The following is a 25,964-nucleotide window of genomic DNA, read 5'->3' as shown; positions in this document are numbered from 1 at the left end:
GCGTGATCAGCTGTCGGCGACCCGGCCCGGCCGACGGGGGCACAGAGCTGATCACCAGCGGTGTCGCCCTCAGCGGGGGCGCCGTCGTCGGCTACGTGTGCTGCCTGGTCGTGCTGGGCCTGGCCACCGGATTCGCCGCGTCCTCGGCGGGGTCGGGCTGGCCGGCCACCGTCGGCACGGTGGCGACCGCCGCAGCGATGACGGCCACCGGACCGGGACTCAGACGGTACCTGCGCCGAGTGATGACCACCCGTCCGATCGGTCGCGGCCGGTGAGCACCCCGGTTCGACGAGCTGATCCACGCGCCGACCAGACGGCGCGTTGGCGTTCGGCCTGGGTTTCGGCGATCCATCCGGCGACCACGGCCGGGTCGGCTCCGGCTTCGGGTGCTGCCGGTAGCGCGCCAGTTTCGCGTCGTATTCGGCCACGGTGGATCCCTCCGGTGCGCTCGGTGCCGCGCGGTGGGATGTCGGCGTGGGCTCGGTCGAGGAGCCTGGTGCGAGCCCCGGCTCGACGACGGTAGGGATCGGTCGCGTTCCTGAACCCGCCGCAGGAAGATCCCTGGTCAGGTCGGTGAGCGGCAATTACAGTGCCCCCGTGACTGCCGATCCGACTCCACCGCTGCGGATACGGCTGTTGGGCGGTTTCAGGGCCGAGCGCGACGGAGTTCCGGTGCTGCAGCGCTGGCGCAGGTCCGGTGCGCAGACCCTCGTCAAGCTGCTCGCGGTGGCGCCCGGACACTGCATGCACCGCGAGCAGGTGATGGAGGTGTGCCGGCCGGGCGCCTCGCGTCAGGCCGCGATGAGTAGCCTGCGGGTCACCCTGCACACCGCGCGGCACGCGTTGCAACCGGAGTTGCGTCCCCGGGAGGAGTCCGCCTATCTGCTTCTGGAGGGCGAGCTGTTGGCGCTGGCCCCGGCGCTGGTGACGGTTGATGTGGACGAGGCGGAGGCGCTGGCACACGCGGCCCTGGCCGAGCCCGAGGCCGGCGGGCGGCGGGTGGCGCGGCTCGCCGCCGCGCTGGAGGCGTTGCGGGAGGAACTCCTCCCCGAGGATCCCTACGCCGAGTGGCTGTCGCCGCGCCGGATCGAACTCTCCTTGCTCCGCAACCGGGTGCTCCACGCCCTCGCCGACACCCATCTCGCCGGAGGGCGCCCAGCGGAGGCGGCCGCCCTGCTCGAATGGTTCCTGTCCAGCAACCCCGCGGACGAACGCGCCCACGAGGGCTTGATGCGGGCTCTGCTCGCCCTGCGCCGGCCCGAACAGGTCCTGCGGCAGTACCAGCTGGCCCGCGCGGCGCTCGACGCCGAACTCGGTGTGCGCCCTGGTGCGCTGATGGAGGAGCTGCGCCGGGCGGCCGCCGCCGCATCCTCCCGGCCTGCCGCTGATGCGCCAGGGCGGCCACCGTTGCATCCGGCCGTTCGGCTCGCGGTAGGGACCCCGATCTTCGGTCGGGACCAGGCGCTGCGCGTGCTCATGAGTCAGGACGATGTTCCCCCGCTCACGATGGTCACGGGCGAGCCGGGCATCGGAAAGACCCGGCTGGCCGCCGAGGCCGCGGGGATCGCTCACCGGCGCGGGGCGCTGGTGTTGTGGGGAGCCAGTCACGAAGCGGAGGGGCAGACGCCGTACGGCCTGTGGGCTGAGGCCCTGGACTCGTGGCTCGCCGACCGGTCGCCCCGGGAGCAGGCGGCCGTCGCAGCCGAGTATCCCGTCCTCGCCAGCCTGGTGCCTGCCCTCGGCCCGGCGCCCGCCACCGACGTCGGACCCGAGGAGAAGCGCGCCCGCCTCTTCCTCGCGGTCGGTGGTCTGCTGGACCGCCTGGCGGAAGCCAGCCCCCATGGCGTCCTGGTGGTGCTGGACGACCTGCACTCCGCCGACCTCGCTTCGATGCAACTTCTCTATCACCTCGTCCGTCGTCCCGGGTCGCGGGCACGGCGGTTCATCACCACGTACCGCGAGGAAGACCTCACCGCCGACTCGGCGCGTCGGCGGGTTGTCGACGCGGCGGTGCGCCAGGGCCTGGCGAGGCGACTGGACCTGATGCGCCTGAGCGAGCGGGATTGCGGGCGGTTGGTGGCCGGACTGTGCGGTGCGGCCAACCCCTCCCCGGACTGGGTTTCCGGCGTCTTTCGGCTCTCGGCGGGCAATCCGCTGTTCGCCGGTGAACTGGCCAGATTCATCAGCAGCCAGCTGCCGTCCCCGTCCGCGACCGCGCTCGGGTCCATCGGCCTACCCGAGTCGATCCGGGGGGCGGTCGAGGCCCGGCTGGATCGTCTCGACGACGCGGCCCGCGACGTCGTCGACGTGCTCGCCGTGGCCGGCGGGGACGTCTCCCTGATCGAAGCCGCGGATGTCGCCTGGTCGAGTCTGCATCCACCGCTCGACAATCCGCAGTTCGCCGTCGCCGTCGACCGGGTCCTGGCCGCGGGCCTGGTCGAGGAACGCGATGTCGCCCTGGCCGGCCGGAATGTACCCGGATACGCCTTCCGGCACCCGTTGGTCCGGCTGGCCTGTTACGAACGGCTCACCGCTGCCCGCCGCCGGGTCATGCACGGTGCCTACGGCGATGCGGTGCTCCGGCACCGCCCGGACGCGGTCGACGCGCTCGCCTTCCATTTCGTCCAGGCGGACGACCCGCGCGCGGTGCTCTGGTTGCGCAGGGCCGCCGAGCGGGCCGCGGCGCTGTATGCCAACGAGAGCGCTGACCGCTACTACACCGAACTGATCGTGCGGCTCACCACCGCCACCGACGACACGCAGACGGCGGATGCTCGGCACGGCCACGGACTGATCCTGCGGCGGCTGGCACGCTACCCGGAAGCGGAGCAGGCGCTGCGTAGCGCGCTGGAAACCCGGTTGCGTAACGGTTCGGTCGACGCGGCCGTGCGATCGCTGGCGGCCCTCGCCGAGGTGTTGTGCTCGGCAGGCCGCCCCAAGGCGGCACAGGCGCTGCTGGACAACTCCACGGCGTCACCCGATGACGTGTCAACGGGCGCGCTGGCCCTGAGGAAGCTGGCCTCGTCCTACGCGTACTTCCAGCTCGGACGGTACGAGCACTCGCTGGCAGCGGCCGTCGACGCCGAGGCTGCGGCCCGCGCGGCGGTCGGAGGCGTCGACCGGGATCAGGTGCCGCTGCTGATGGGCCGCGCCACTGGCAACCAAGCGCTCGCCCTGGCGATGCTGGATCGGCCGGCCGAGGCGCAACACGCGGCGCTGGAGTCGCTTGAGCACGCCGAACGGGCCGGAGACGTGAAGCTGTTGACGACGGTGCTCTCGATGCTCAGCAACCTCGCGCTTGAGGCCGGGAACCACGAGGAGGCGCGCGACTTCCGGATCCGGTCGCTGGGAATGGCCGAGCGTGGCGGGGACCCGACCATGATCGCGTTCGAACGGGGCAACATGGCCCGACTGGACCTGATCACCGGGAACATCGAGGCCGCACACGCGGGCGCGGTCGCCGCAGTCGAGCTCGTGCGACCGTTCAGCCCCTCGTGGTGCCTGGCCCCCTGCCTCGTGCATCTGGCGGAGGTGTCGGTCCGTCGGGCCGACTGGGCGGTCGCTGACGCGGCGTTGCGCGAGTGCGCGGAACTCGCCGGACGCAGCGGAGACGCCCAGGTACTCGACGCCATCGACCGGATTTCGGCGGAGCTTGCGCAGGCCAGGACGGCCGCGGGATGAGTGCGGCATAGCGGCCGGGTAACAGGACCGGTAACGGTCGGGTAACGCCCCCACTCTACGGTGCGCGCAGGAACCCGATGCGATCGTGAGGCGCGCCATGCAGATCCCCGCCCCGTCGGCCAATGACGTACCCGCCGTCATGGTCGTAGATGCCGGCGGCGAGCCCTGGGAACAGGTCGAGCCGCTGCTCGCCCGCCGGGTGGGGGAGTTGCCTCCGGCAGCCGTACTGGAGCTCTTCGCCACGGAGCCGGGGGTGTGTGCCGCCCTGCCGCACTGGTGTGCGGAGCGCGGACATGCCCTGGAGCGAGGCGTGCCGGACGGCGACGCGTCGGTGTTCCGCATCCGCAGGGGCGACCTCTCACCTATGGAGTTGCGATGAGAACCCGGGCACGTGTGTGGAGATTCGGTACGGCCAGGCGAAGTCGCCTCGCCGGCAGGCTGGTCGGCGGTCTGGCGTCGATCGCGTTGGCTGCGTCGGTGCTGGCGTTGACCGGCACGGCGGCGCAGGCTGTGGAGCCGCAGGCGAAGGCACAGGACAAGATCCTGCCTGCCCTGCTGAACAAGCTCAAGGCGAAGGGCCAGGCCGACTACTGGGTGCGTCTGGACACGCGGGCGGACCTGTCGAAGGCCAGCCAGATCAGGGACTGGAACCAGCGTGGTAGCGCGGTGGCGAAGGCGCTGCGGGAGCACGCGGAGGTCAGCCAGGCCGGTATTCGTGGCCGGCTGGACCGGGCGAAGGTGGAATACAAGGCGTTCTGGGCCACGAACGCGATCCACGTGACGGGTGGTTCGCTGCGGATGGCCGAGCAGTTGGCGGCGGAGCCGGCGGTGGAGTCGCTGTGGCCGGTCGTCAGTTATGCGGCGCCCGAGCCGGCGGCGGGCCAGGATGTCGCCGAGGTGAACTCGGTCGAGTGGGGCATCGCCAACATCAACGCGGATGACGTGTGGGCGAAGTACGGCACGAAGGGTGCCGGCATTGTCGTCGGGAGCATCGACACCGGCGTCCAGTTCGACCACCCGGCGTTGGTGAAGCAGTACCGCGGTAACAAGGGCGACGGCACGTTCGACCACAACTACAGTTGGTTCGACGCTGCGGGGACGTGCGCGGGTGCGCCGTGCGACCGAAACGGTCACGGCACGCACACGACGGGCACGATGGCCGGCGACGACGGCGGCAGCAACCACATCGGGGTCGCCCCGGAGGTGACGTGGATCGCCGCCAACGGCTGCTGCCCGAGCTCCACCGCCCTGATCGAGTCCGGTCAGTGGATGCTGGAGCCGACCGATCTGAACGGGCAGAACCCGGACGCCGGCAAGCGGCCGCACGTCATCAACAACTCGTACGGGTCCAACGTGCCGTCGAACGACCCGTTCATGGAGGACATCAGCCTGGCGTGGACCGCGTCGGGCATCTTCGGGGCGTGGGCGAACGGGAACAACGGCGGCGGCTGTAACACGAGCGGCTCACCGGGCAGCCGGACCATCAACTACTCGGTCGGCGCGTACGACGCCAGCCACAGCGTCGCCGGGTTCTCGTCCCGCGGAGCCGGGCAGGACGGTGAGATCAAGCCGAACATCTCCGCCCCGGGCGTGAACGTCCGGTCCAGCGTGCCCGGCAGCGGATACGCCAGCTACAACGGCACCTCGATGGCCACCCCGCACCTAGCGGGCGCGGTCGCCCTGTTGTGGTCCGTCGCGCCGGCCCTGGCAGGTGACGTCGAAGCGACCAAGGCCCTGCTCGACGACACCGGCATCGATACCCCGAACAGCCAGTGCGGCGGCACCGACGACGACAACAACGTCTTCGGCGAAGGCCGACTCGACGCCCTCGCGCTGGTGAGCCACGCCCCCGGCCGGGTCAGTGGTCTGATCACCGATACGGCGACGGGCAAGCCGATCTCGGGCGCAACGGTCACCACCGGCGCCGTGACCGCCCGCTCCGACAGCGAGGGCCGCTACCGGCTGCCGGTGACGGACGGCGAATACACCCTGACGTTCGGCGCCTTCGGCTACGCGGACGCCACCGCCGTCGTGTCGGTCCGACCTGGTGAGCCCGTCACCCGCGACATGGCGTTGACCCCGGTGCCACGGGTTCACGTCCGCGGCACGGTCACCGACGGCTCCGGCCACGGCTGGCCGTTGTACGCGAAGATCAGCGTGCCCGGTGACCCCAATGCCCACTACACCGACCCGTACACGGGCCGGTACGACCTGCTGCTCCCGGCCAACCGGAGCCACCAGCTGACCTTCGACCCGGACCTGTCCGGCTACCCGTCGGCGGCCCGGGAGGTGGCCGTCGGCGGTGACGACGTCGCGCTGGACGTTGCCGTGCCCTATGACACCCAGGCCTGCAGCGCGCCGGGATACGCGGTCAGCTACGACGGGCTGAGCCAGTCGTTCGACGCCTCTGCCCGGCCGGACGGCTGGACCGTGACGGACGCGGCCGGCAACGGCGAGGTGTGGCGGTTCGACGACCCGGGCAACCGGAGCAACAGGACGAAGGGCACGGGCTACTTCGCCACCGTGAACAGCCTCGTCTACGACCAGACCCGCACCCAGGACACCACCCTCACCTCACCGGTGGTCGACCTGAGCGGCGTGGAGACCGCGACCCTGCAGTTCAACACCTACCTGATCGGGACCTACAACCCAGCGCCGGCCCACGTCTACGTCGAGCTGTCCGTCGACAACGGAGAGAGTTGGGTGACCGTCTGGGAGAAGGACAAGGTCAGCGTTTCCGGCTCGCTGCAGACCCTCGCGGTACCGCAGGCCGCGGGCAAGTCCCAGGTCCAGCTTCGGTTCCGGTACACCGGCGGCAGCCGCAACACCTGGCAGGTGGACAACGTCAACCTGGGTAGGCGCTCCTGCGTGCCCCAGCCGGTCGGGCTGGTCGCCGGCCAGGTCACGGATGCCAACACCAGCGTCGGGCTCAACAGCGTCAAGGTGGCCGCCACCAGCGGGACGCCGACGGCGACCAGCAAGGGTACGCCCGACGACACCGCGCTTGGCGACGGCTTCTACACGCTGATCGCGCCGTCCGGGGAACACTCCTTCACCGCCGGTGCCAGCCGCTACACGACTGTCACCAAGCCGCTCGCGGTCACCGCACACGCGGTCGCCAAGGTTGACTTCCCGCTCCCCGCGGGGCGGCTCGCGCTGTCGGGTTCGGTCGACCAGACCGTCCAGCTGGGCGGCAGCGCGACCGCCTCGGTCACGGTCACGAACACCGGCGGCGCTCCCGCCAGCGTGACGCTCAACGAGGCGAGTGGCCGGTTCTCCCTGCTGACCGCCCCCAGCGCCACCCCACGCAGAGTCCAAGCCACGACGTCCAAGCACGCCTTTGCCGGCACCACCCTGACGCGGAGCGCCGTGCCGTCGGCGGCGAGCGGCACCGCCTGGGTGTACGGCCCGAGCACTCCCAACGCGTTGATGGACAACGTCGTCGCCGCGTACGACGGCAAGGTGTACACCGTCGGCGGCGTGGCGATGAACCCTGTCGGGCAGATCTCCCTCACCGACAAGGGGTACGTGCTGGATCCGCGCGGCGGCGGCTGGAAGCCGATCGCCAGCCAACCGACGATCCGGGACAAGGCGAACGGCGCCTTCATCGACGGCAAGCTCTACATCACCGGTGGCTGGTCGGCCGCGCGGGACGGCTCCACCGAGCCGGGCCTGGACATCTACGATCCGCGCACCGACACGTGGAGCACGGGAGCGCCCATCCCGACCAGCTACGCCGCCTCTGGTGTGGCCACGCTCGACGGCAAGCTGTACCTGGTGGGCGGCTGCGCCGACACCTGCGGCAGCAAGGACGTCTGGGTCTACGCGCCCAGCACGGACCGGTGGCAGAAGGCGGCCAGCTACCCGGAGCTGACGTCCTGGCTCTCCTGCGGGACCATCGCCGGCAAGATCTACTGTGCTGGCGGCGCCACGGAGGATCAGGACAGCAAGAAGACGTACGTCTACGACCCGGCAAGCAACGCCTGGACGAGGGCGGCGGACATGCCGTACGGCGCTTGGGGCGCCTCCTACAGCGCTGCCAACGGCTTGCTGATCGTCTCCGGCGGCGTCAACGGCGACTGGATCAGCATGGAGAACTACGCGTACGAAGCGAGCACGAACACCTGGTTCGCGCTCCCGTCCTTCACCGTGCAACCCACCTACCGGGGTGGCGGGGCATGCGGCTTCTACACCGTCGGCGGTGGCTACGGTGAGCCCGGCTGGCTCACCCGGAGCCTGCCCGGATTCGACGTCTGCGACGAGGGCGACGCGTCGTGGCTGTCGCTGGATGCGCGGCGGCTCACCGTGCAGCCGGGCGAGTCCGTCACGGTGAAGGTCACCCTCAACGCCGGTGCCGTGTCGATCACCCAGCCCGGCGACCTCACCGCCGAGATCGCGGTGGACTCCGACACGCCGTACCGGGTCGCTCCGGTCGGCGTCACCATGCACGTCGCCGCACCCAAGACCTGGGGCAAGGTGACCGGCACGGTGACGGGTGTCGACTGCGACGGCACGTCGGTGCCGCTGGCCGGCGCGTCGGTGCAGGTCGTCACCTCGGATGCCAGCTACCCGCTCTTCAGCGACAAGGACGGGCGCTACGCGTGGTGGCTCGACACCAAGTACAGCCCGCTGACCGTGATCGCCGCCGACAAGGACTTCGGGCCGGAGAGTCGTAAGGTCAAGGCCAAGCCAGGTGTCACCACCGTGGCCAATTTTGCCCTGAGATCCTCCCTCTGCGTCGGCTGAACGCGTAACGGGCGTCCGTGCCCGCGCGCCGCAGCTGGGCCCGCACCGTCATCCGATGGTGCGGGCCCAGCCCGTCAGCCGAGATCTTCGAACCGAACGGGACCGGGATCGTCGTCGGCCATCGGGCAACTCGACCGTTGTTCACGCTGACCGTGGCGGAGACTCGCCGACTCCTCAGCGCCTTCGCCCTCGCCCTGCCGCCACCATCAGCGCACACCCTGCACCGGTCCATCTGGCGACGAGCATCCCAAGCCTGAGCCCGACGATTCCACCACCAGCGCGGAGTCGGCCACCACGCCGGCCAACAGGGCAAGTGACGTTGGAGTATTCGGTCCCGGTCCGATCCAGCCATGCCATGCGGCGTACCACGCCAACTGCATACGGCTCACCGCCCCGGCTCGGTCCATCAGCTTGCGCACGCGTCGCAACACGGTGCGCTGTCCGATGCCGAGTTGACGGGCGATCACGGCATCGGTGAGGCCGCTGAGCAGCAGCGTAAGCAGCTGGTGGTCCGCCTCGCCAAGCCGGGACTCCGCCGCGTGCGGCACGCTCGTGACGTCGATGGACAGCGCCCGCGACCAGATCAGCTCGAACAGTTCGATCAGTCCGTCCAGAAGTGGGCTTGGGTGGATCAGGGCCGAACCGGCCGCGCGTCCCGTTTCGCCCGCGACCGCGGGGACGATCGCCAGCTCGCGGTCGACGATCATCGCCTTGAGCGGCACCCGATGGGCGATGCGGGCCTCCTCACCCGCCGCCACGTAGCGGGAGACCCGGGTCAGGCCGCCCTCCATCTCGATCGCCCGCCGGTCGTACACCGTCCGGTAGCGCACGCCCGCCGCCAGCCGCTGGAGTTCGGTGTCGTTCGTGATGTCCCTGGTCGGTGCCGATGACGTCAGGTAGGGAGGCACATCGAGGATCAGCACCTCGCGGCGCGCTCTGCGCTGAATCTGATCGATACGCTCGACCACTGCGGCGGTCGGAGTCGGCTCCACCAGCGCCGGCACCTGATCTGGCCACGACGCAGTGTGGTGTTCGTCGGCAAGACGCCCCAGAGCCGCGCGGGCAGCGTGCAGCTCCTGCATCCGCCGCAACAGCAGCGCCTCCTCGGCGATGTCGGGCGGAGACACGATCAGCCGTGTCCGGTCTCTCTCGGCACGAGTCAGCAGGCCCTTGGCGGCCAGGCCGTCCACGGCCGCCGAAGCCTGTTTCGGAGGCACCCCGAGCAACTGTGCCACCGAGTCTTCCCAACACGGCTCATTCCGTATCAGCAGGGTGTACAACCAGGCTTCCGTTTCCGTCAGCCCCAGCGCCTGGAACATCGTCTCTTCCCGGGTCCCTTCGCTTGCCTGGAACCTCATTCCTTCACCCAGCATTCATCGGTGGCTGGCCGGACGGTTCGCCGCCGATCGAGGTGCCGCGCCATCCTCGGTGGCGACAGGGAAGCCGAGGAAACCGTCCGCGACGAGCGCCGGGCGGGGTGTGCGGAAAGCGGCGGCAGTCCGAGGATCGCCAGGCTGGCTCGCCCCGCGACCCAGGGCTCGCCGCCGGCGTCAACGGCACGGATCGGACACATGGGCCACCTCGGAGACCGGGCGATCTGGCGCGGCGAACTCTAGAAGGCGGCAGTTACCAGACTGTTACCGCTGGTAATCCCGCCCCACCCGCTTGTGCCGCTCGCGGCTTGCCCCATGGGAAGCGGTTGAGTCGTAACCTGTTCGGCTCGAAGAGACCGCCGATGGCGCCGCGCCATACGGACGCAGCGGGCGCGCCTGCGAGCGGCGACCGCCGAGCGGAAGGACGGCGGGTGCTGGCGGAGCGCCGACGAGTACGGGCTCAGTCGGCGTGATCCTGGCTCGGGCGCTGCTGGCGCAGGCCGCACCGACGGGGCGACCGACATCCTGGCCCGGCGCGCATCGGCGGCCGCCGTGATGGTCGGGTGACCCGGTTTCATGGGCGGCGGGGCCGGACCGACGGGAGCGCGTCGGGGGCGCCTGGTGTCGCCACTCCGTTGGCCTATTTGCGCCACGGCAGTCATACGCCGTTGCCATCTCTTGATCACGCCCGGTTATTGCATCCACGCTTGTGGATGGCTCGATTGAGTCAGGTCGCTGGCGCGGGCGGTGAGCCGCACCGCGTTCCCCGCGCCCCACGGCGGCCGTCCTCCGCCATACCTGTGAAGGAGAAGTCGTGGCAAGACAGAGAAGACCTCTGCACGTGGCCATCGCGGCCCTGACCTCACTCGTGCTGGTGCCGCTCGCCTCCGGCGCCGCGTTCGCCCGGCCTCTCACGGACGAGACCGCGGTCGAGCGGAAGGCCGAACCCGCGCTGCTCGATCAGCTCCAGACAGAGGAGAAGGTCACCTTCTGGGTCGAGTTCGACCGCGACGCCGATCTGCAGGTGGCGGCGCAGGCCCGGACGAAGACCGAGAAGTCGGCGGCCGTCGTGGCGGCGAAGCAGCAGCAGGCCACGACGTCCCAGGCCAACGTGGTGAAGCTGCTGGAGTCGGCGGGAGCCGACTACACCTCCTTCTGGATCGACAACTCCCTCCAGGTCGTCGGCGGCGGGGACCTCGTCGGGAAGCTGGCTGAGCTGCCCGAGGTCGCGCGGATCACGGCGGACGAAAAGATCACGATCGACAGGCCGATCGCGGGCGAGACCGAGCCCACCGTCGACGCGATCGAGTGGAACATCGACCGGATCAGCGCCCCCCGGGTCTGGAACGAGCTCGGGGTGCGCGGTGAGGGCATCGTCGTCGCCAACATCGACACCGGCGTCCAGTACGACCACCCGGCGGTCAAGAACCAGTACCGTGGCCTGAACGGCGACGGCTCGTACAACCACAACTACAACTGGTTCGACCCGGCCGCGGTGTGCACCACCACCGCGCCCTGCGACAACAACGGCCACGGCACGCACACCATGGGCACGATGGTCGGTTCCGACGGCGGCGCCAACCAGGTCGGCGTCGCGCCCGGTGCCAAGTGGATCGCCGCCAAGGGGTGCGAGTCCAACTCCTGCAGCCGCGCCTCGCTGCTCTCCTCCGGGCAGTGGGTCGTCGCGCCCACCGACCTGACCGGCGCCAACCCGCGCCCCGACCTGGCCCCCGACGTGGTGAACAACTCCTGGGGCGCCAACGTCTACGACCCCTGGTACCAGGAAGTGGTCGCCGCCTGGCGGGCCGCCGGCATCTTCCCGGCGTTCTCCAACGGCAACGCGGGACCGGGCTGCAACACCAGCGGTTCGCCGGGTTCCTACGTGAGCAGTTACAGCTCCGGCGCGTTCGACATCAACAACACGATCGCGAGCTTCTCCTCCCGGGGCACCGGCGAGAACGGGACGGTCAAGCCCAACCTCGCGGCGCCGGGCGTCAACGTGCGTTCCAGCTGGATGAACGGCGGGTACAACTCGATCTCGGGCACGTCGATGGCCTCCCCGCACACCGCGGCCACGGTCGCGCTGATGTGGTCGGCGTCCCCCGCGATGCAGGGCGACGTGGCGCAGACGGAGGCGTTGCTCGACCAGACCGCCGTCGACGTGGACAACACCATCTGTGGCGGCACCGCGGCCGACAACAACGTCTTCGGTGAGGGCCGGCTCGACGCGTTCGCGGCGGTCTCCGCCACGCCGCGCGGCGCTACCGGAGCGCTCAACGGCACGGTCACCTCGGGTGGCTCGGCCGTCGCCGGGGCGAAGGTGGTCGTGGACGGCCCGATGGACCGCACCCTCAACACCGCGGCCGACGGCACGTACGCGCTGCCCGTGCTCTCGGTCGGCGACTACACGATCACGGTCACCAAGTTCGGCTACCGCCCGGGCGCCAGCGCCGTGACGATCGCCGAAGGGCAGACCGCGACCCGTGACATCGCGCTGGAGCAGGCTCCGTCGGCGAGGGTCTCCGGCACGGTCACGTCGTACACCGGGCCCGCCGCAGGCGCGGCGATCACCGTGACGGGCACCCCGGTGACCGCCACCGCGGACGCCCAGGGTCGCTATGAGGTGACCCTGCCGCTCGGCGGGTACGACCTGGCCGCCACGCCCTCGTCCGCATGTGCCGCCCCGGGCACCGCGCACGTCGAGTTGACCGCCGACACGACGGTGGACATCGCCCTGCCGGACCGCGTCGACACCTTCGGGTACGCCTGCGCGGCCGCCGGGGGTGACGACTACGTCGCCGGCACGGACAAGCTCGCCCTCTCCGGCAACACGGCTGCCCTGGCAGTCACCCTGCCGTTCCCGGTCCCGTTCTACGGCAGCACCTACACGGCCGGTTGGGTCAGCACCAACGGCATGCTGAGCTTCGGCGGGTCCTCGACCTCGTCCGCCAACAACACGATTCCCCGGACGCTGGCGCCGAACGGGGCGCTCTACCCGTTCTGGGACGACCTGGTCGTGGACGCGAGCACCGCTGGCGTCTACACCGGCATCATCGGCACCGCTCCGCACCGCTCGTTCGTGGTCGAGTGGCGGAACGTCGCCCACTTCTCAGCCCAGGCCGAGAGGTTCTCCTTCTCTGCGGTCATCGGTGAGGACGGCAGCATCTCCTACCACTACAAGGACATCGCCGGCCTCAGCTACGAGTCGGGCTCCAGCGCGACCGTCGGGCTGGAGAACGCGGCGGGCACCGACGCCTTCCAGTACTCCTACAACACCGGCGGCGTGCTCTCCGACGGCCTGAGCATCGACTTCCGGACCACGAAGACCGGCGTGGTGCTGGGCACGGTGCGCGACGCCAACGACGGCGCGGGCGTGGCCGGGGCCACGGTCACCATGGGTGCGGTCACCGCCACCACCGGAACGGACGGCGCCTACCTCGCCCAAGTCCCGGTCGGCGACACCGCGGTGAAGCTCTCGGCTCCGGCGTACCAGCCATTCGAGCAGGTGGTGACGCTCGAGCCGGGCGGCGTCGCGACAGTGTCGGAGGCGCTCAAGACCGGCAAGGTGGCGGTCGCGACGGACGCCTACGAGATCGTGGTGCCCGTCGGCCAGCAGCGCACCCGCGCGTTCGAGCTGTCCAACTCGGGCTTCCCGACCGCGTACACCGTCGTCGAGGATGCCCCGTGGCTGACGGTCAGCCTGACCGGCGGCGACCTGGCGACCGGCGCGAAAGCCGCCGGCACCCTCGCCGTCGACACGGCCGGGCACGCGCCGGGTGAGGTGCTCACCGCCACCGTGCGGGTGAACTCCGACAGCGGCCGGGCACCGGTGATCAGCGTTCCGGTGAAGGTCGTCGTGCCCCGCTACCAGGCCGCGCTCGACGCCGGTGCCTCCGGCGCCGCCGTGGACAGCTTCGGCGACACCTGGCAGCCGGACCAGAAGTACGCGGCAGGCTCCTTCGGCTACCAGGGCACGTCGAGCGTCAAGTCCACGACGCAGGTCATCGCCGGCACCGACGATCCGAAGCTGTTCCAGAGCGCGCGGGAGGGCATGTACGAATACCGGTTCGACAACGTGCCCGACGGCGTCTACACGGTGGAGCTGGACTTCGCCGAGGTGTCGAGCAGCAAGCCGGGCCAGCGGGTCTTCGACGTCCTTGTCGAGGGCACCGAGGTGCTGCCGTCCTTCGACATCACGTACGAGGCCGGCACCCATGTGGCGGTCACCCGGACATACACGGTCACCGTGACCGACGGTGTGCTCAACGCGCGGTTCGTGGCGAGCAGCGGTAAGCCGTTGGTCAACGCCATCCGCGTCACCGAACGGCCGGACAGGGCCTGACGGACCGGTCAGAAAGGGCCCACCCCGCCGTCCGGCGGGGTGGGCCTCTTCCCCTTGGTCCGGCTGATTCAACCGTTCGGTGGGCGGTCGGGCAGCATCAGCGGCCCGCCCGCCGGAGTTGACTGTCGGCCTACCCGCGGCACTGGCCCGGGTACCCGATCCACGTGCTCGCCGAGGTGCCTGCGGCGCATCCGTTCCCACCGGGCTTCATCCCATGCGTGGCCGGCTGATCGACATGGTTACCATCCCCTCATGATCGAGGAGTTGATCAGGAGGGCGGCCGCCGAGGACGACGACGCAATCGAGCGGTTGTGCGTGATCGCGGACACCGACCCGCGGAGGCTGACCCCGCACGTGGGCCTCCTGTTCGACCTCGATGTGCTGTGGCCGGCGAAGTTGTACCGGGCGGCGGACGCCGACGTGGTCCGGCGAGTCATCGAGCGGATCGACGGCGGGCGGACGCCGGACCGCCTCAACCACCTGCTCCTCGTTCTGGCGCACAGTGCTCACCCGCTCGCCGTCGACGCCATGCGTCGCTGGTCGACGCAGCCGCCGGCTGGTGCGGAAACGCTGTACGTCGGGGCACTGAGCTACGCCCGCGAGGGCGGTTGGACGGTCGGCCCAGACGGCAGTCGACGGGACCTGTGCGGCGACACCGCGTACCGGTGGGTCATGCGCGAAGCATCACGACGCGCAGACGGCCGCACATGTCCGTGGTGTGCGTCGCCGCTCTGGACTGCCGCAGACGTCGACACCAGCGAACCCGCCGTCGGCGCCGCGTTGGCACATACGGGCTGGTCCGGCCGGTTGGTGATCGAGACCTGCCACTTCTGCGCCTGCTATGCGACGCTGTACAGCCAGGTGACGCCGACCGGCGCCGCCACCTGGTGGACCGGCAACACCCGCCCGAGCTACCTGCCGGATGCTGCCGAACCGGAGGATCCCCCGGCGCTGCTGCCGGTCTTGGGACCGGCTCGGTCGAGCCCCTACCAGGCCAGCGCCTGGAATCGGGGCGGCTCGACGCTGGGCGGCCGACCCGACTGGATCCAGGACGCCGAGCACGCCGACTGCCCCGGTTGCGGACAACCAATGGACTATGTGGGCTTGATCGGCGGCGCAGACCTGGACGACTTCGGCGAGGGCGCTTACTACCTGCACCTGCACCAGCCGTGCGGGTTCGCCGCGGTGAACTACCAGCAGAGCTGACCGCCGGAAGCGCCGCGCCGCGAGCTGTCGGGACCCCTCCGCACATGGCAGCATCGGCACCACGCCACGGCGCTGCTCCACCTGAGTTTGATTCACGCAGAAGTCCTGCAGTTCTCGCCAGTCCCCGTCGCCATTGCAGGACGGTTCCGACCAGGTCGGTGGCCACGACGTGCTGAAGTACTGGATCTGTGCGATCGAGGAGGCGGTCAACACGCTCAACGGCACGCCCGGATCCGTGCACCCGGGCGTTCACCTTCGTCGCCGGTATCGGGCCGGCCCCGACCTTTGTTCGCGCCCGGTCATGAGCGACCGCGCGCGGACCGCCGCGTGATTAAGCCCGGGGCGAGGCCACCTTGCCTCTCGCTCCGGCTCAGGCCCACGGCGGCGGCTCAGAGTAGGACGAACGAGAAGTTCCTGTGAGTTCTGCGGTTCAGCGGAATGCCGATCGTGACGCGGCGAGCGAGCTCCCCGCGGGACACGATCGTGAACGGTGGCTTTGCTGGTGTGGTCGCAGGAAACGCAGGCGACCAGGAGCCGGATGTCGAGGAGTTTGCCGTCGGCATTGACGTGGAACTTCCCGTCGCCGGTGCTGGCGAGGCCGGAATGGCAGTGGACGCAGCCGAACGCGAGCAGGGGAAGGCGCGCGTGCCGAACGGTCCAGGGCAGCATGGTACGAGGACGTGTAGACATGATCTCTCTCAAAACCTGACGGAAGGCATGGGGAAAGAGCCGACGGCGACGTCGGCAACCGATGCACGGGGGACGGTGTCAGGTCTAAAGAGCAGGCGGCGTCACGCGGGGTGAAGTCCTCTGGTGAGTGGGTCGGAGAAGACGATCCAGGTGCAAGGTAGGGCGGGACGGGCTGGCGAGGCCACCCGTTTTCGTCCTGGTGCCGAGCACCGAGGAGCGGGGTCGGCGAGTTGGGCGGACCACGCGCCGATCGCCGCCGCGGCCCCTGTCTGCCGGATTCCGGCCGCCCCCGGTGGAACGTGTTCCTACCGCTGCCCTTCGCCCTGCCCTTCGGCAGCCTCGCGGGGACGACCGCCGCCTGCCTGCCGCGGCCGATTGCGAACAGAGAGGATAGGAGCCGCCTCGAAAGCCCGAGCCCGGACATCCGTCGTCGTCACGGCGGCGCTCGCATCGCGGCATGAGCGTGCACCGGATCTTCGCGTCGCACCCGAATGCCGCCGATGGGCTGGACCGACTGGTCCACGTTCGACCTGCGCGGCGATGACCTCCAGGTCGAGTGCGACATGGAGGCCAAGCGTCGCCGTGGCCGCAATTACTGATCGCGGTAGGTCAGCTGCGCGATGGCGTCTTCGCGCACGGTGGTTCAGGCTACGAGCAGGCGGAGGCCGAGCTCTGCGGTGTCGAGGGCGACGAGGTCACGGTTGCGCTCGGCCCACCGCCCTGAGGAAAGGTCTTCGCGGAGTGTGTTGACTGCCCGTTGCTCAGCCTGCGGTCCGACTCTGGTCCATACCGAAACCGCGCGGCGTACGTGTTCGTCCAGGTATGCCTCAGGCCGGCGCCAGTGTGCCTCGAAGAAGCCGTCAGCGCAGTCCCAGGGGACGAGCACCGGCTCCGCGCGTCCTCCGATCGCGCGGGTCAGGTCGGCCAGGGTCGGCCAGCCGACGAGGAGGTCCGCGAATTCAGGCAGGTAGTCGCGGGTGAGCCAGAACCGCTGACGCCAGCCGGTGTCATCGGCGTCGTACGTGAACACCACCACGCGGCGGGCCACCCGCCGCATCTCACGCAGCCCGGCGACCGGGTCCGGCCAGTGATGGACGGTGCTGACCGCCATCGCGGCATCAAAAGACTGGTCCTCGAACGGCAGACTCTCCGCAGCGGCGGCCACGCACGGCGCCGCGCCCGGGGGACGCTGCGCCCGCATGACCGCCGACGGTTCCACCGCCGTAACGTCGCGGTCGGGTGGTTCGTAGGAGCCGGTGCCGGCCCCGACGTTCAGCACCGTTCGGGCGTCCCCCAGCGCATCCCAAATGCGCGCGGCGATCCGCGGCTCGGTGCGCCGCGTTGCTGGGTAAGCAGATCCGATGGCGTCGTACAACTGCGCGCCGAACACTTTCAGTTGCTCCTCTGGCGTCGTCCTGATTCCCATTGCTCGTGCCTCCAGTTCCCTGTCTATGGCCGTCACCATGGCAGCAGCGCGGTCGCGCTGGTCCATCAGCAGGCCGCGCAGCCGGCACAAGTGCGCGACTGCGTCGGTGGCCGGATCGTCAACCAGATCCGCGATCTCCCGCAATCCGAAGCCGAGCCGCCGGTAGGCGAGCACCTCCCGGAGTCGCTCCACATCGCCAGCGGAGTAGGCCCGGTGCCCAGCCGCGGTCCGCGTGGACGGCTCCAGGAGGCCGATCTCGTCATAGTGATGCAGCGTGCGGACGCTGACGCCGGCCAACTCCGCCACACGCCCCACGGTCAGGTGCTCCTCCACGCCACCGACTATGTGGCATGACGCCGCGTGAGGAGCAAGCACTTCGCTGCTGGCATGATCGAGTTTCCGCTCATCGGCAGTTCCGGGCGTTGGCCGACGTGGAGGTGCCGGCCACGGGGCGTCCCGGCTGGCTGGCACCCGGACGGCGGCACGAGAGTTGGCCGGATGTTGGAGTGCCCCACCATCGACAGGACGCTGTCCGGCGCTAGTTTTTCGGTATGCCGCCCCGGGATGTGCCTGCCGATGAGCCTTTCGAGAGCCGAGACCTCGAACTCGGACGCACCTTACGGTCCTGGGCCGATGCGCACGCAACATCGCTGGACCTCAAGCTCGAGGGTCCGCTCGATGCGCCGGGCATGGACCCCACCTGGATCCTTCGTATGTCCGGGCCGCGATTCGAAGCTGAAGTACACCTGTTCTACGGACCGCATGTAGACATTTCGGCATTCCTGACCCAACATCAGAAGACGGGATGTTTTTTCGGGCGAAGACGGCATCACGGGGCAGTGGCTGACCGAGATGCTCGACGGACTCAAACAGATGAATCGAGAAGACGCCATGCCGACGTGGCTGCGCCAACCGTCAGGCCCGTAGCCAACGAGCCACGCGCTATCTGCGGCAGATCCGGATGCAGGTGGTTGGTGTTGATCAGTCCGACGTGAAGTTCCACTGCTTGGGCAGGGGGCTGTTGCAGAGGGCGCAGGTGAAGTCGTTGTCCCGCACGATGTTGCGCTCGCTGCAGTTGGGACAACGACGGAAGATCACTTTGTCGGTGAAGTTGCCGGGATGCGGTAAGCCCAGGCGGTCGAGTGCCCTACCCACGGCCGGCCAGGAGTCCGGATCGGGGCAATATCCAGTCGACTGATTGGTCACCTCGACAACGCGCCAGCCGATCTCGGCGGGAGCGAACATCATCTCCCCAGCGGCGAGGACGTCCCGACCGCCCGCGAGGGCGACGTGTTCACTGCGACGGGGCGCCAGCCTGAGCATGCCGTCGAGAGCAACGACGAACGTGAAGGGTTCGACGAGTTCCCCGCGGTCCCGCCCGGCGAGCCAGCCGTCGAGCGAGGCAGTTGTATCGACGGCAACAGCGTCTACCACCGCGACCCCGTGGTCGCGTAGCTCGGCCGGACCGACGTAGCAGTACCGCCTGGTCTGCACCACCGCGCGACGGTATCCGCCTGGCACGGGACACCTCCACACGATTTCAGGCCGACACACGAGACACGACCAACGCTCGGACGGCGGCAGATCCGTGCGTTCCGACCTGAGCGCGGCAGGCCCTGTCAGCGGTCCGCAAAGCACTCGCCAACTGGGCACGGGCTGTTCATCGGTAGAGCGGCTGGTCCTGGATGGGGTCGGCGGGGACCACGTCGAGGCGCGGGTCGGTGGTGAGTTGGGTGATCAGCACCCGGGTGCCGCCGATCCCGGCCCAGTGCGGATCGACGTCCTTGGCCACACACCAGGCGTGATCAGTAGGCCAGGCGAACGCCGGCTCGGCGTTGCTGAAACGACGCTGGCCCGGCCACCCCGCAGCGGTGTCCCATGTGCCGACGTCGGCTAACGGCCCTCGAAACAACCAGTACGCGCGGTTGGGCACCACAACCTTGGGTGCACGCGGCATCGAGGGCTGGGCAGCGGGTGTGGGCGCCAGTCCCGGCTGGCCGCCGGGCCGCTCGAGCGCGGCGTCGCTGTTTTCCTCATCGATGTATACGGCGTCGTCGTCGGCTGCGACGTCGGCGTCGCCGAAGCCTTACCAGACGCAGAAGTAGCAGTCTTCGGGGGTCGTGGTGTGGGTGGCCAGCACCTCGAAAAGAGTGGGCAGCTGGTCCGTGGGCCAGTCCGCGGCGGCGTCGTTCTCGCTTTGGCCGGGGCGTGCCGGATCGGGCAGAAACCGAAGCCGCGCGTAGGCGTCGAAGCCCGCAGGGCCGAGGCCCACAAGCCGCTGCCACGGCAGGTCGCTGTGGGCGATCCAGTCGGCGGCCGACAGTTCCCGACAGAAGTTGAGTGTCACGTTCCGGTTCTACCGCCAAGCCTGTGCCGGCGCATCCGCCACGCCGACGGGTCAGATAAGGAGTGAACTGCCACCCAAGGGCAAAGCAGGAGCAGGCTTCTGGGTGCTGCCTTTGTCGATACGGATGACAGCCCGCCGGGGGTGATTGTTCGGTCGCGGCCGGTGGCGATGTTCCCTTATACCTTCGTAGCCGATATATTGTTTCGCGTGGAAACCCCACTGCGTGAACCCACGTTCCTGATCCTCACCGCCCTCGCCGACGAGCCGATGCACGGTTACGGCCTGATCGCCGAGGTGGCCCGGCTGTCCGACAGCCGCATCTCGCTGCGGCCCGGCACCCTCTACGGCGCGCTGGACCGGCTGGTCGACGCGGGCCTGGTGGCCGTCGACCACGAGGAGATCGTCGACGGCCGGCTGCGCCGCTACTACCGGCTCACCGAGCCGGGCGGCGAGTTGCTGGCCGCCGAGACCGAACACATGCGCCGCAACGTCAAGGCGGCAACCATCCGGCTGCGCGCCGTCAAGGCTGCGCCCCGCCCGAGCCGAGGATTCGCATGAGCCTGCCGGAAGGCCAGCCGGACCGCCCGGAAGGGCATGACCGAGGACGCCCTGCGATGACCGATCTCGAACGGCGCTACGCACGCTGGACGGCGCTGTTCTATCCGGCCGACTATCGGCGCACGCGTGGCTCGGAGCTGGTGGACACCTACCTGTCCCTGGCCGCGCCCGACCGTAGGAGACCCTCGCCGGCCGACATCGCGGACCTCGCGGCCGGTGGACTGAGCCAGCACCTGCGGACCGCACGGGGCCTCGGTCCCGGCTTCCGGCTCGCCGGCCTGCTCGCACTGGCGACGGCGACCGCGTGCGCGACCGGGTGGGCGACTCTCGAGGCGCTTGCCCCCACACCGTCCTGGTCTTCGCAGGTCGGGCCGTTTCTGTCGCTCGCCGTCGCGGCGTGGGCGGCCTGGTTGCTCGCCGCCGTGGTGTACCTCGCGGCGAGCGGCCGATGGTTTCGCTGGGCGGCCGGCCTGGCCGTACTGGTGACTGCCGGCATCGTGCCGGCCGCGGCGCTGACAGGATTGCCCCGCCCGCCGCTGTCGGTGCTGCTACCCCAGATTTTGCTCGGTGTCGTCGCGCTCGGTGCGGCGGGCCAGCGCCTCTGGTGGGTGCGGCTCATGCCGATCGCCGCTGCGGCGGCGATCCTGCCGATCGCCATCGGCACCGCGCCCACCTTGGATTTCATCAGCGGCTACTACAATCTCGCCGCAACGGCCTTGCCCGCCGCTGCCGTGACGCTGCTGATCGGCGCGCTGCTGATCGCGCTCAGCCTAGCCGCCCGGCGCGACTACCGAGGCGCATGGGCGATGCTGATCCTGCTCACGCCGATCGGGATGCTCGCGGTGAACCCGCTCGGCGCGGGGCTTGACGACTCCGGCCCCGGCCGGGCCGTGATTCCGGCGTGGTCATCCATGGTCGTCGCGTCCGTGCTGGTGGCCATGATCGGACCGATGCTGGTGCCGCTGACCCTTGTGGCACGGGGACGGCTGTCCGCGGGCCGCCGTCCGCCCGGACCGGGTCATTGCCCCGCCTGCGGCGCACCCGCGACATCCGCGTAGCCCACCGCACGACCGAAGCTCAGCCCGCGAGCCAGACAACACCGGCCTCGACCACACCCGAGCGAAGGCCCGGGCACAGCGGGAGAGCCGCGGCGCATGCTCATCACCATGATCGAGTGCACTGTTCTCGGCATGTGCGGACGTCGCCCGGCTGACAAGCAGGAGTCACCAATGCTGACGCCTTCGGGCGCGCCGAAGAGGTCACCGGGCAGAAAGCCCTGGCCAGGGAATTGCCGGTGGGATTCGAGTCTCAGCTCCCGGGATCCATACCGACGCCACTACGACGACACCCAGAGTCATACGTCGATGCAGCATGCCCTCGTGATTGACGTCAGCGGGCCGCAGGACGACAGCCGGCACCGACCAGGCGGGGAGCAGCGAACCCTGAGCACTTCGGTGTTCTCTGGGAGGTCACGCCGACCCACTCGCCCACATCACCGCAGGACGGAGCGCTGCCCCCCGCCCGAACTCGGTGAGCACTTCGGACGCGGTGACCACTTCGCCAAGTTGCACCCAATCTGCACCCACCTGCAAGGCCAGGCCATCCAGCAGCTCCTTGCCGCCCTGACCTGCGCAGACTCCCTGCCAGGCGACATAGAGCCCCGTCGACTGCTGCTCAAACCGGCTGAGCACTCCGTGTGAAGCAGGACGCCGCACCGACTCTGACCTGCAGAAACGAGAACCCGCAGGTGGGCGCGGGTGCAGTTGAGCGCCGTTGCGTGCTGTTGAATGCAGTTCAACGCCGTTCAGCGCACCCGCCTGCTCCCCGCGTGCTCCCCGATCCCGACGGGCGACAGCGGCGTCGCCCGGCGCCTCGGCGCTTCACTTCGGCAAGTCTCCAATTACGGCGAGTTCGAAGGCTTAGCCTTCTGCGGGTAAATCGTCTCGTGACGGGCCAGCATGGCAACGAACTCGCCGATCTTCCGCTCGCGGGTCTGCGCCCGTTTGACAGCATTGACGCGGTGGACGAGAGCGAACCGGTTGGTCTTGGTGAGCACGTCGAACATGGCCCGGGCGGCGGGGTCGGCAGCGATGGCGGCGAGTAGGTCGGCCGGCACCTCGGCCTCCGACGGCGGGGCGTAGGCGGCCGCCCACCGCCCGTCCGCCTTCGCGGCTTCTACCGCGACGCGGCCTGGCGGCAGCATCCGCCCCTGCGCCTGCAGCCGGGCCACGTGGGCGACATTGCGTTGTGACCAGGAACTACGGGGCCTGCGAGGGGTGAACCGGATCCAGGAGGTCTCCTGATCCCGCTTACGGGCCTGCCCGTCGATCCAACCGAAACACAGGGCCTCGTCGACCGCCTGCTGCCAGGTCAGCGTCGTGACTGTCCCGCCCTTCTTGGTCAGGGCGAGCCAGACGCCAGGCGACGTGGCGTGGTTGGCCAACAACCACGCGCGCAGCGCGTCGGCGTCCGCGACGATCAACTCATCCAGTTCGGCACTCGCCATGACGGCAGGCTATCGCTGCGCCGTGGCCGCAGCCTCTGCCTGTTGGACTGCCCGACTCGTCGGGCTGCCGGCGCGCCGGCAGCTCGGCGGACCGCCGGGGCCGGACCTCGATGCTCAAGACGGTTGCGACGTCGGGCCGGCATGCCGGACCCCTCGTCCACGTGCCGGTTGCGGCGAGCGTCGTCCACGACCACGGGCCTCTGACAATCGCCAGCGCCGCCCACGGTGGCCGCCAGACGCCGTACGAGCCGGCGACGCCCGGCGGTCCAGCCGCTCGGTCTGCGGCATGAGCGTACGGCTGTTGTTGGTAGCTTCGCGGACATGGAGTCGCGGATGATTCAAATTGGAGCTACCGCGTTGCATGTTGGCGTGACGGGCCACGGGCCTGACGTCGTCGTCCTGACCGGCGGCCCAGGTTGTGTGCAGTATCTGGAACGTGATGAGATCTCGCCGCTGGGCCACCGCGCCTGGTACCCCGAACCGCGCGGCGTTGGCCGCTCGGGCGGCGGCCCGCACACCATGGAAGAAGCGATTGCTGATCTTGAGGGCATTCGTGAGGCGGTCGGGGTCGACACCTGGATAGTGGTAGGCCATTCGTGGGGTTGTGATCTGGGTGTGCGCTACGCGGTCGAACATCCGGAGGCGGTGGCCGCGGTGGTCGGCATCGCTGGTAGGGGTCCCCAGCGTGACCGCACGTGGTCCGAGGCGTACGAAGCCGGTAAGGCCGCGGAGCCCGTTGTCGACATCGACTGGGTGCCCGAAGTGCATGCGGCTCTCAGCGATTCGTTCACCGATTGGATTCATCAATCCGATCTGTGGCGCGGACTGGCCGCCTGCGGCGTGCCGATGCATTTCATCGCAGCCGGCGACGACATCCGCCCGCCGTGGTCACTGGCGCAGCTTGCCGCGCTGGTTCCGCGCGGGAGGTTTTCAACCGTCCCTGGCGTACCGCATGACTTCTGGTTCACCCACCCTGAGGTGTGGACCAAGACCGTCACGAACGCCTGCACCGCTTCGTGACCCCTACCCGTAGAAGTGCTCGCTCTCGGCAGTCCCGGGCAACTGCCGGCGCACCGTCCACGCTCGCGTTACGCGGCGCGCGGATCGCGGCAAATCAGTGCGGCAGGGAGATGGTCCCGTGCTGGCCGGCGTAGCCGCCTAAATCTCGCCATCCTGGTCAATGTCGGACCTGCTCGAAGTGGAACTCGCGAATGAAGCAGTCGCGTGGCTGCCCGACCGCGAACAGTACGCAGTCGACGACCGATCGGGCGGTGAGGTCGCTGTTTGCCTGTCGCGGTCCGTCCTGAACGAAGTCTGGCGGGAACAGGGAAACCACCCGGATCCCTTCCGGTCTGAGCCGGTGCGACAGGATCTCAGCGAGCCCAGCATGGGCATGCTTGGCAGCGTAGAACGCGGGATGCGCGCCAGAACGATGATGCCCGACCTCGCCGCAGGCAGAGATGATGTTGATGACGTCGGGCCTCGATGAGGCCCGCAACAGTGGCAGCAGATGTTTGGTCAACAGTAGGGTGCCGGTCCCGCCCGCAGCCATCACCCTCTCGATCTGCTCGTCCGAGACGTCTCCCAGGTCGTCACCTTCGATATATTCGGCACCGTTGTTGATCAGCGCATCGAGGCACTTCGTTCGATCGGCCAACGTTGCAGCAAACGCGCGCACCGAATCGACCTCGCTCAGATCGCAGCGAAATGCCTCCGCCTGACCAGGCCCGCGCTGGCTGATCACACCGGCAACGTGCTCGGCCGCTGCCAGACTCCGGGCCGAAAGGAACAGCTGTGCACCGTGCTCGGCAAAGGCTTCTGCCAGCAACCGCCCCGTGTCACGTCCAGCGCCGGTGATTGCGACGCGCAGCCCGTCGAGATTCATGGCCGGCAGTGAAGCACCTGAACCTGGGTTGAGGTCAACAGGACCGCGCCACGATCGGACATCCGCTCTTCGGCATGAGCGTGCGCGGGACCGGCTCGATGAGGCGCGTGTGGCCGAGCTCGCTCTCGTGCCGAGATGGGTCCCGGGCGGAAGCTCGGGACCCATCAAGGTAGGGTAATTTTCAGGCGAGCGGAAAGCTTCGACAAGGCGCAATCCGCGTTGGGTATGTTCGTGCCGGTCCTCGTACACGACCCAAACCCCAGCGGGGCAGCATCGGCTGCGGTGATTATCTGGGTGCCAGTTGTAGTTCTTCCCGGACGACGATCATGGATTCATAGTCATGATCGCCCCTCGGACACCAAACAAACGAAGCAGGCTTTGGGTCGCTGACCTGGCAGAACTCAGGTCGGCGGCCTTGATCGTTTTCGGGGCTGTCGCCCCCACGGGATCACCACGGGATCACGGGCTTTGAGCCCTCAGCGGGCTACGCGATTGCCCGTGGCGGGCAGCGCCCTCCAGGTCGCCTTCAACGAGCTCGCTGGCCGGCGCCTTGCCGACCGACGCACCCGATGGTTGAACGACCTTGCCGCGAAGGTGCACGGGCTCGAACATCAGGTCGGTGACTTCGCGAAGCTCACCAGCGAGGACGCGTTCATGGATGCGCTGACCACCGCCGCGCAGATCGCCGACCGCACCTCACGAGCCGAAAAGCTCGAGGTGCTGCGCAACGCGGTCGTCAACTCCGTGATGCCCGACGCGCCGGACGTCGACACACAGCAGCTCTTCTTCGACATGATCGACCGATTCACCCCGACCCACGTGCGAATGCTGAAGCTGCTCTCCGATCCGCCTGGCTGGTTCGACCGCCACGGCATCCCTCGGCCGAACATCTACCAGGGCCCGAAGATTGCCATCATCGAGGCCGGCATGCCGGAGCTTGCCGGCCGGCGCGATCTGATCGACCGGTACGCCGGGGCGCTCACCACCGCTGGCCTGATCAATCAGTCGCTCACCGCGATGATGACAGGGACCGGACTGTGGGTGCCGGCGACGACTCCGCTCGGTACAGAATTCCTAGCGTTCGTTGTCGACCCCGAAAGCAAGGTCGACTAAGGCGTGTTTCATAAGCCGGTCAGAGCCACTCGGTGATGATGGTGATGGTGAGGATGGCTTGGAACCGGACTGCCAGCTTGTCGTAGCGGGT

At 69.2% G+C, this 25,964-nt stretch carries 18 protein-coding genes and 1 pseudogene; 11 read left to right on the top strand and 8 right to left on the bottom strand.

Going from position 1 to position 25,964, the window contains the following annotated elements; all coding sequences use genetic code 11:
* Nucleotides 1-2: 2 nt before the first annotated feature.
* The 4 genes from ACFY23_RS30935 (at nt 3) to ACFY23_RS30920 (ending at nt 8,427) form a co-directional block, all read left to right on the top strand.
* Nucleotides 3-275, top strand: coding sequence for a hypothetical protein (locus ACFY23_RS30935; protein ID WP_350685205.1), 273 nt, complete (start codon nt 3-5; stop codon nt 273-275).
* Between the two features lie 322 nt (nt 276-597).
* Nucleotides 598-3,681, top strand: a complete 3,084-nt coding sequence (locus tag ACFY23_RS30930) for an AAA family ATPase (protein ID WP_350819628.1) — start codon at nt 598-600, stop codon at nt 3,679-3,681.
* 85 nt (nt 3,682-3,766) lie between these two features.
* Nucleotides 3,767-4,060: a hypothetical protein gene (locus ACFY23_RS30925; protein WP_350685203.1), complete on the top strand. Its 294-nt coding sequence runs from the start codon at nt 3,767-3,769 to the stop codon at nt 4,058-4,060.
* A 98-nt stretch (nt 4,061-4,158) separates the two neighbouring features.
* Nucleotides 4,159-8,427 (top strand): S8 family serine peptidase, encoded by a 4,269-nt coding sequence (locus ACFY23_RS30920; protein ID WP_350819625.1) that lies wholly within the window; start codon nt 4,159-4,161, stop codon nt 8,425-8,427.
* A 206-nt stretch (nt 8,428-8,633) separates the two neighbouring features.
* Here ACFY23_RS30920 and ACFY23_RS30915 read toward each other — a convergent pair whose 3' ends face one another.
* Nucleotides 8,634-9,746, bottom strand: coding sequence for a helix-turn-helix domain-containing protein (locus ACFY23_RS30915; protein ID WP_350685201.1), 1,113 nt, complete (start codon nt 9,744-9,746; stop codon nt 8,634-8,636).
* Between the two features lie 868 nt (nt 9,747-10,614).
* Between ACFY23_RS30915 and ACFY23_RS30910 the strand changes: the two genes are divergently transcribed.
* The 3 genes from ACFY23_RS30910 to ACFY23_RS30900 all read left to right on the top strand — a co-directional run bounded on the left by ACFY23_RS30910 (nt 10,615) and on the right by ACFY23_RS30900 (nt 15,679).
* On the top strand, nt 10,615-14,142 hold the full coding sequence (locus ACFY23_RS30910) for a S8 family serine peptidase (protein WP_387038992.1): 3,528 nt from the start codon (nt 10,615-10,617) through the stop codon (nt 14,140-14,142).
* A 252-nt stretch (nt 14,143-14,394) separates the two neighbouring features.
* Nucleotides 14,395-15,348 carry a hypothetical protein gene (locus ACFY23_RS30905; RefSeq protein ID WP_350685775.1) on the top strand — a complete coding sequence of 318 codons (954 nt, stop codon included), beginning with the start codon at nt 14,395-14,397 and terminating at the stop codon, nt 15,346-15,348.
* A gap of 169 nt (nt 15,349-15,517) precedes the next feature.
* Complete coding sequence (locus ACFY23_RS30900) at nt 15,518-15,679, top strand: hypothetical protein (protein WP_350685777.1); 162 nt, start codon at nt 15,518-15,520, stop codon at nt 15,677-15,679.
* A gap of 179 nt (nt 15,680-15,858) precedes the next feature.
* Here the strand turns inward: ACFY23_RS30900 and ACFY23_RS30895 are convergent.
* From ACFY23_RS30895 to ACFY23_RS30875, 5 genes and pseudogenes are all read right to left on the bottom strand, one after another.
* Nucleotides 15,859-16,017, bottom strand: a pseudogene (locus ACFY23_RS30895) (hypothetical protein); the annotation flags it as partial.
* Between the two features lie 664 nt (nt 16,018-16,681).
* Complete coding sequence (locus tag ACFY23_RS30890; RefSeq protein ID WP_350685774.1) at nt 16,682-17,797, bottom strand: MerR family transcriptional regulator; 1,116 nt, start codon at nt 17,795-17,797, stop codon at nt 16,682-16,684.
* A gap of 648 nt (nt 17,798-18,445) precedes the next feature.
* Entirely contained in the window at nt 18,446-18,961 is a 516-nt protein-coding gene (locus ACFY23_RS30885; RefSeq protein WP_350685773.1) for a hypothetical protein, read from the bottom strand.
* A 163-nt stretch (nt 18,962-19,124) separates the two neighbouring features.
* Complete coding sequence (locus ACFY23_RS30880) at nt 19,125-19,256, bottom strand: hypothetical protein (RefSeq protein ID WP_350685772.1); 132 nt, start codon at nt 19,254-19,256, stop codon at nt 19,125-19,127.
* Between the two features lie 294 nt (nt 19,257-19,550).
* Nucleotides 19,551-19,811 carry a hypothetical protein gene (locus ACFY23_RS30875; protein ID WP_350685771.1) on the bottom strand — a complete coding sequence of 87 codons (261 nt, stop codon included), beginning with the start codon at nt 19,809-19,811 and terminating at the stop codon, nt 19,551-19,553.
* Nucleotides 19,812-20,018: 207 nt separating this feature from the next.
* Between ACFY23_RS30875 and ACFY23_RS30870 the strand changes: the two genes are divergently transcribed.
* Entirely contained in the window at nt 20,019-20,369 is a 351-nt protein-coding gene (locus tag ACFY23_RS30870) for a helix-turn-helix transcriptional regulator (RefSeq protein WP_350685770.1), read from the top strand.
* A complete protein-coding gene (locus tag ACFY23_RS30865; protein ID WP_350819755.1) occupies nt 20,366-21,427 on the top strand; it encodes a hypothetical protein in 1,062 nt (353 codons plus the stop codon). Before ACFY23_RS30870 ends, ACFY23_RS30865 begins: the two co-directional genes overlap by 4 nt.
* An 842-nt stretch (nt 21,428-22,269) precedes the next feature.
* Here the strand turns inward: ACFY23_RS30865 and ACFY23_RS30860 are convergent.
* Nucleotides 22,270-22,875: a YdeI/OmpD-associated family protein gene (locus ACFY23_RS30860; RefSeq protein ID WP_350685768.1), complete on the bottom strand. Its 606-nt coding sequence runs from the start codon at nt 22,873-22,875 to the stop codon at nt 22,270-22,272.
* Nucleotides 22,876-23,196: 321 nt separating this feature from the next.
* Between ACFY23_RS30860 and ACFY23_RS30855 the strand changes: the two genes are divergently transcribed.
* Complete coding sequence (locus ACFY23_RS30855; RefSeq protein ID WP_350819757.1) at nt 23,197-23,895, top strand: alpha/beta hydrolase; 699 nt, start codon at nt 23,197-23,199, stop codon at nt 23,893-23,895.
* 157 nt (nt 23,896-24,052) lie between these two features.
* Here ACFY23_RS30855 and ACFY23_RS30850 read toward each other — a convergent pair whose 3' ends face one another.
* Nucleotides 24,053-24,760 (bottom strand): SDR family oxidoreductase, encoded by a 708-nt coding sequence (locus tag ACFY23_RS30850; protein ID WP_350687436.1) that lies wholly within the window; start codon nt 24,758-24,760, stop codon nt 24,053-24,055.
* 498 nt (nt 24,761-25,258) lie between these two features.
* On the opposite strand from ACFY23_RS30850, the gene ACFY23_RS30845 reads away from it, so the two are divergent.
* Complete coding sequence (locus ACFY23_RS30845; protein ID WP_350687434.1) at nt 25,259-25,873, top strand: hypothetical protein; 615 nt, start codon at nt 25,259-25,261, stop codon at nt 25,871-25,873.
* Nucleotides 25,874-25,964 lie beyond the last annotated feature (91 nt).

Origin of the sequence: Micromonospora sp. NPDC000121 (assembly GCF_042899165.1) — a bacterium.
GTDB lineage: Bacteria > Actinomycetota > Actinomycetes > Mycobacteriales > Micromonosporaceae > Micromonospora.
Note: the sequence above shows the minus strand (reverse complement) of the source record. Positions and strands in the feature narration are given on the sequence as shown.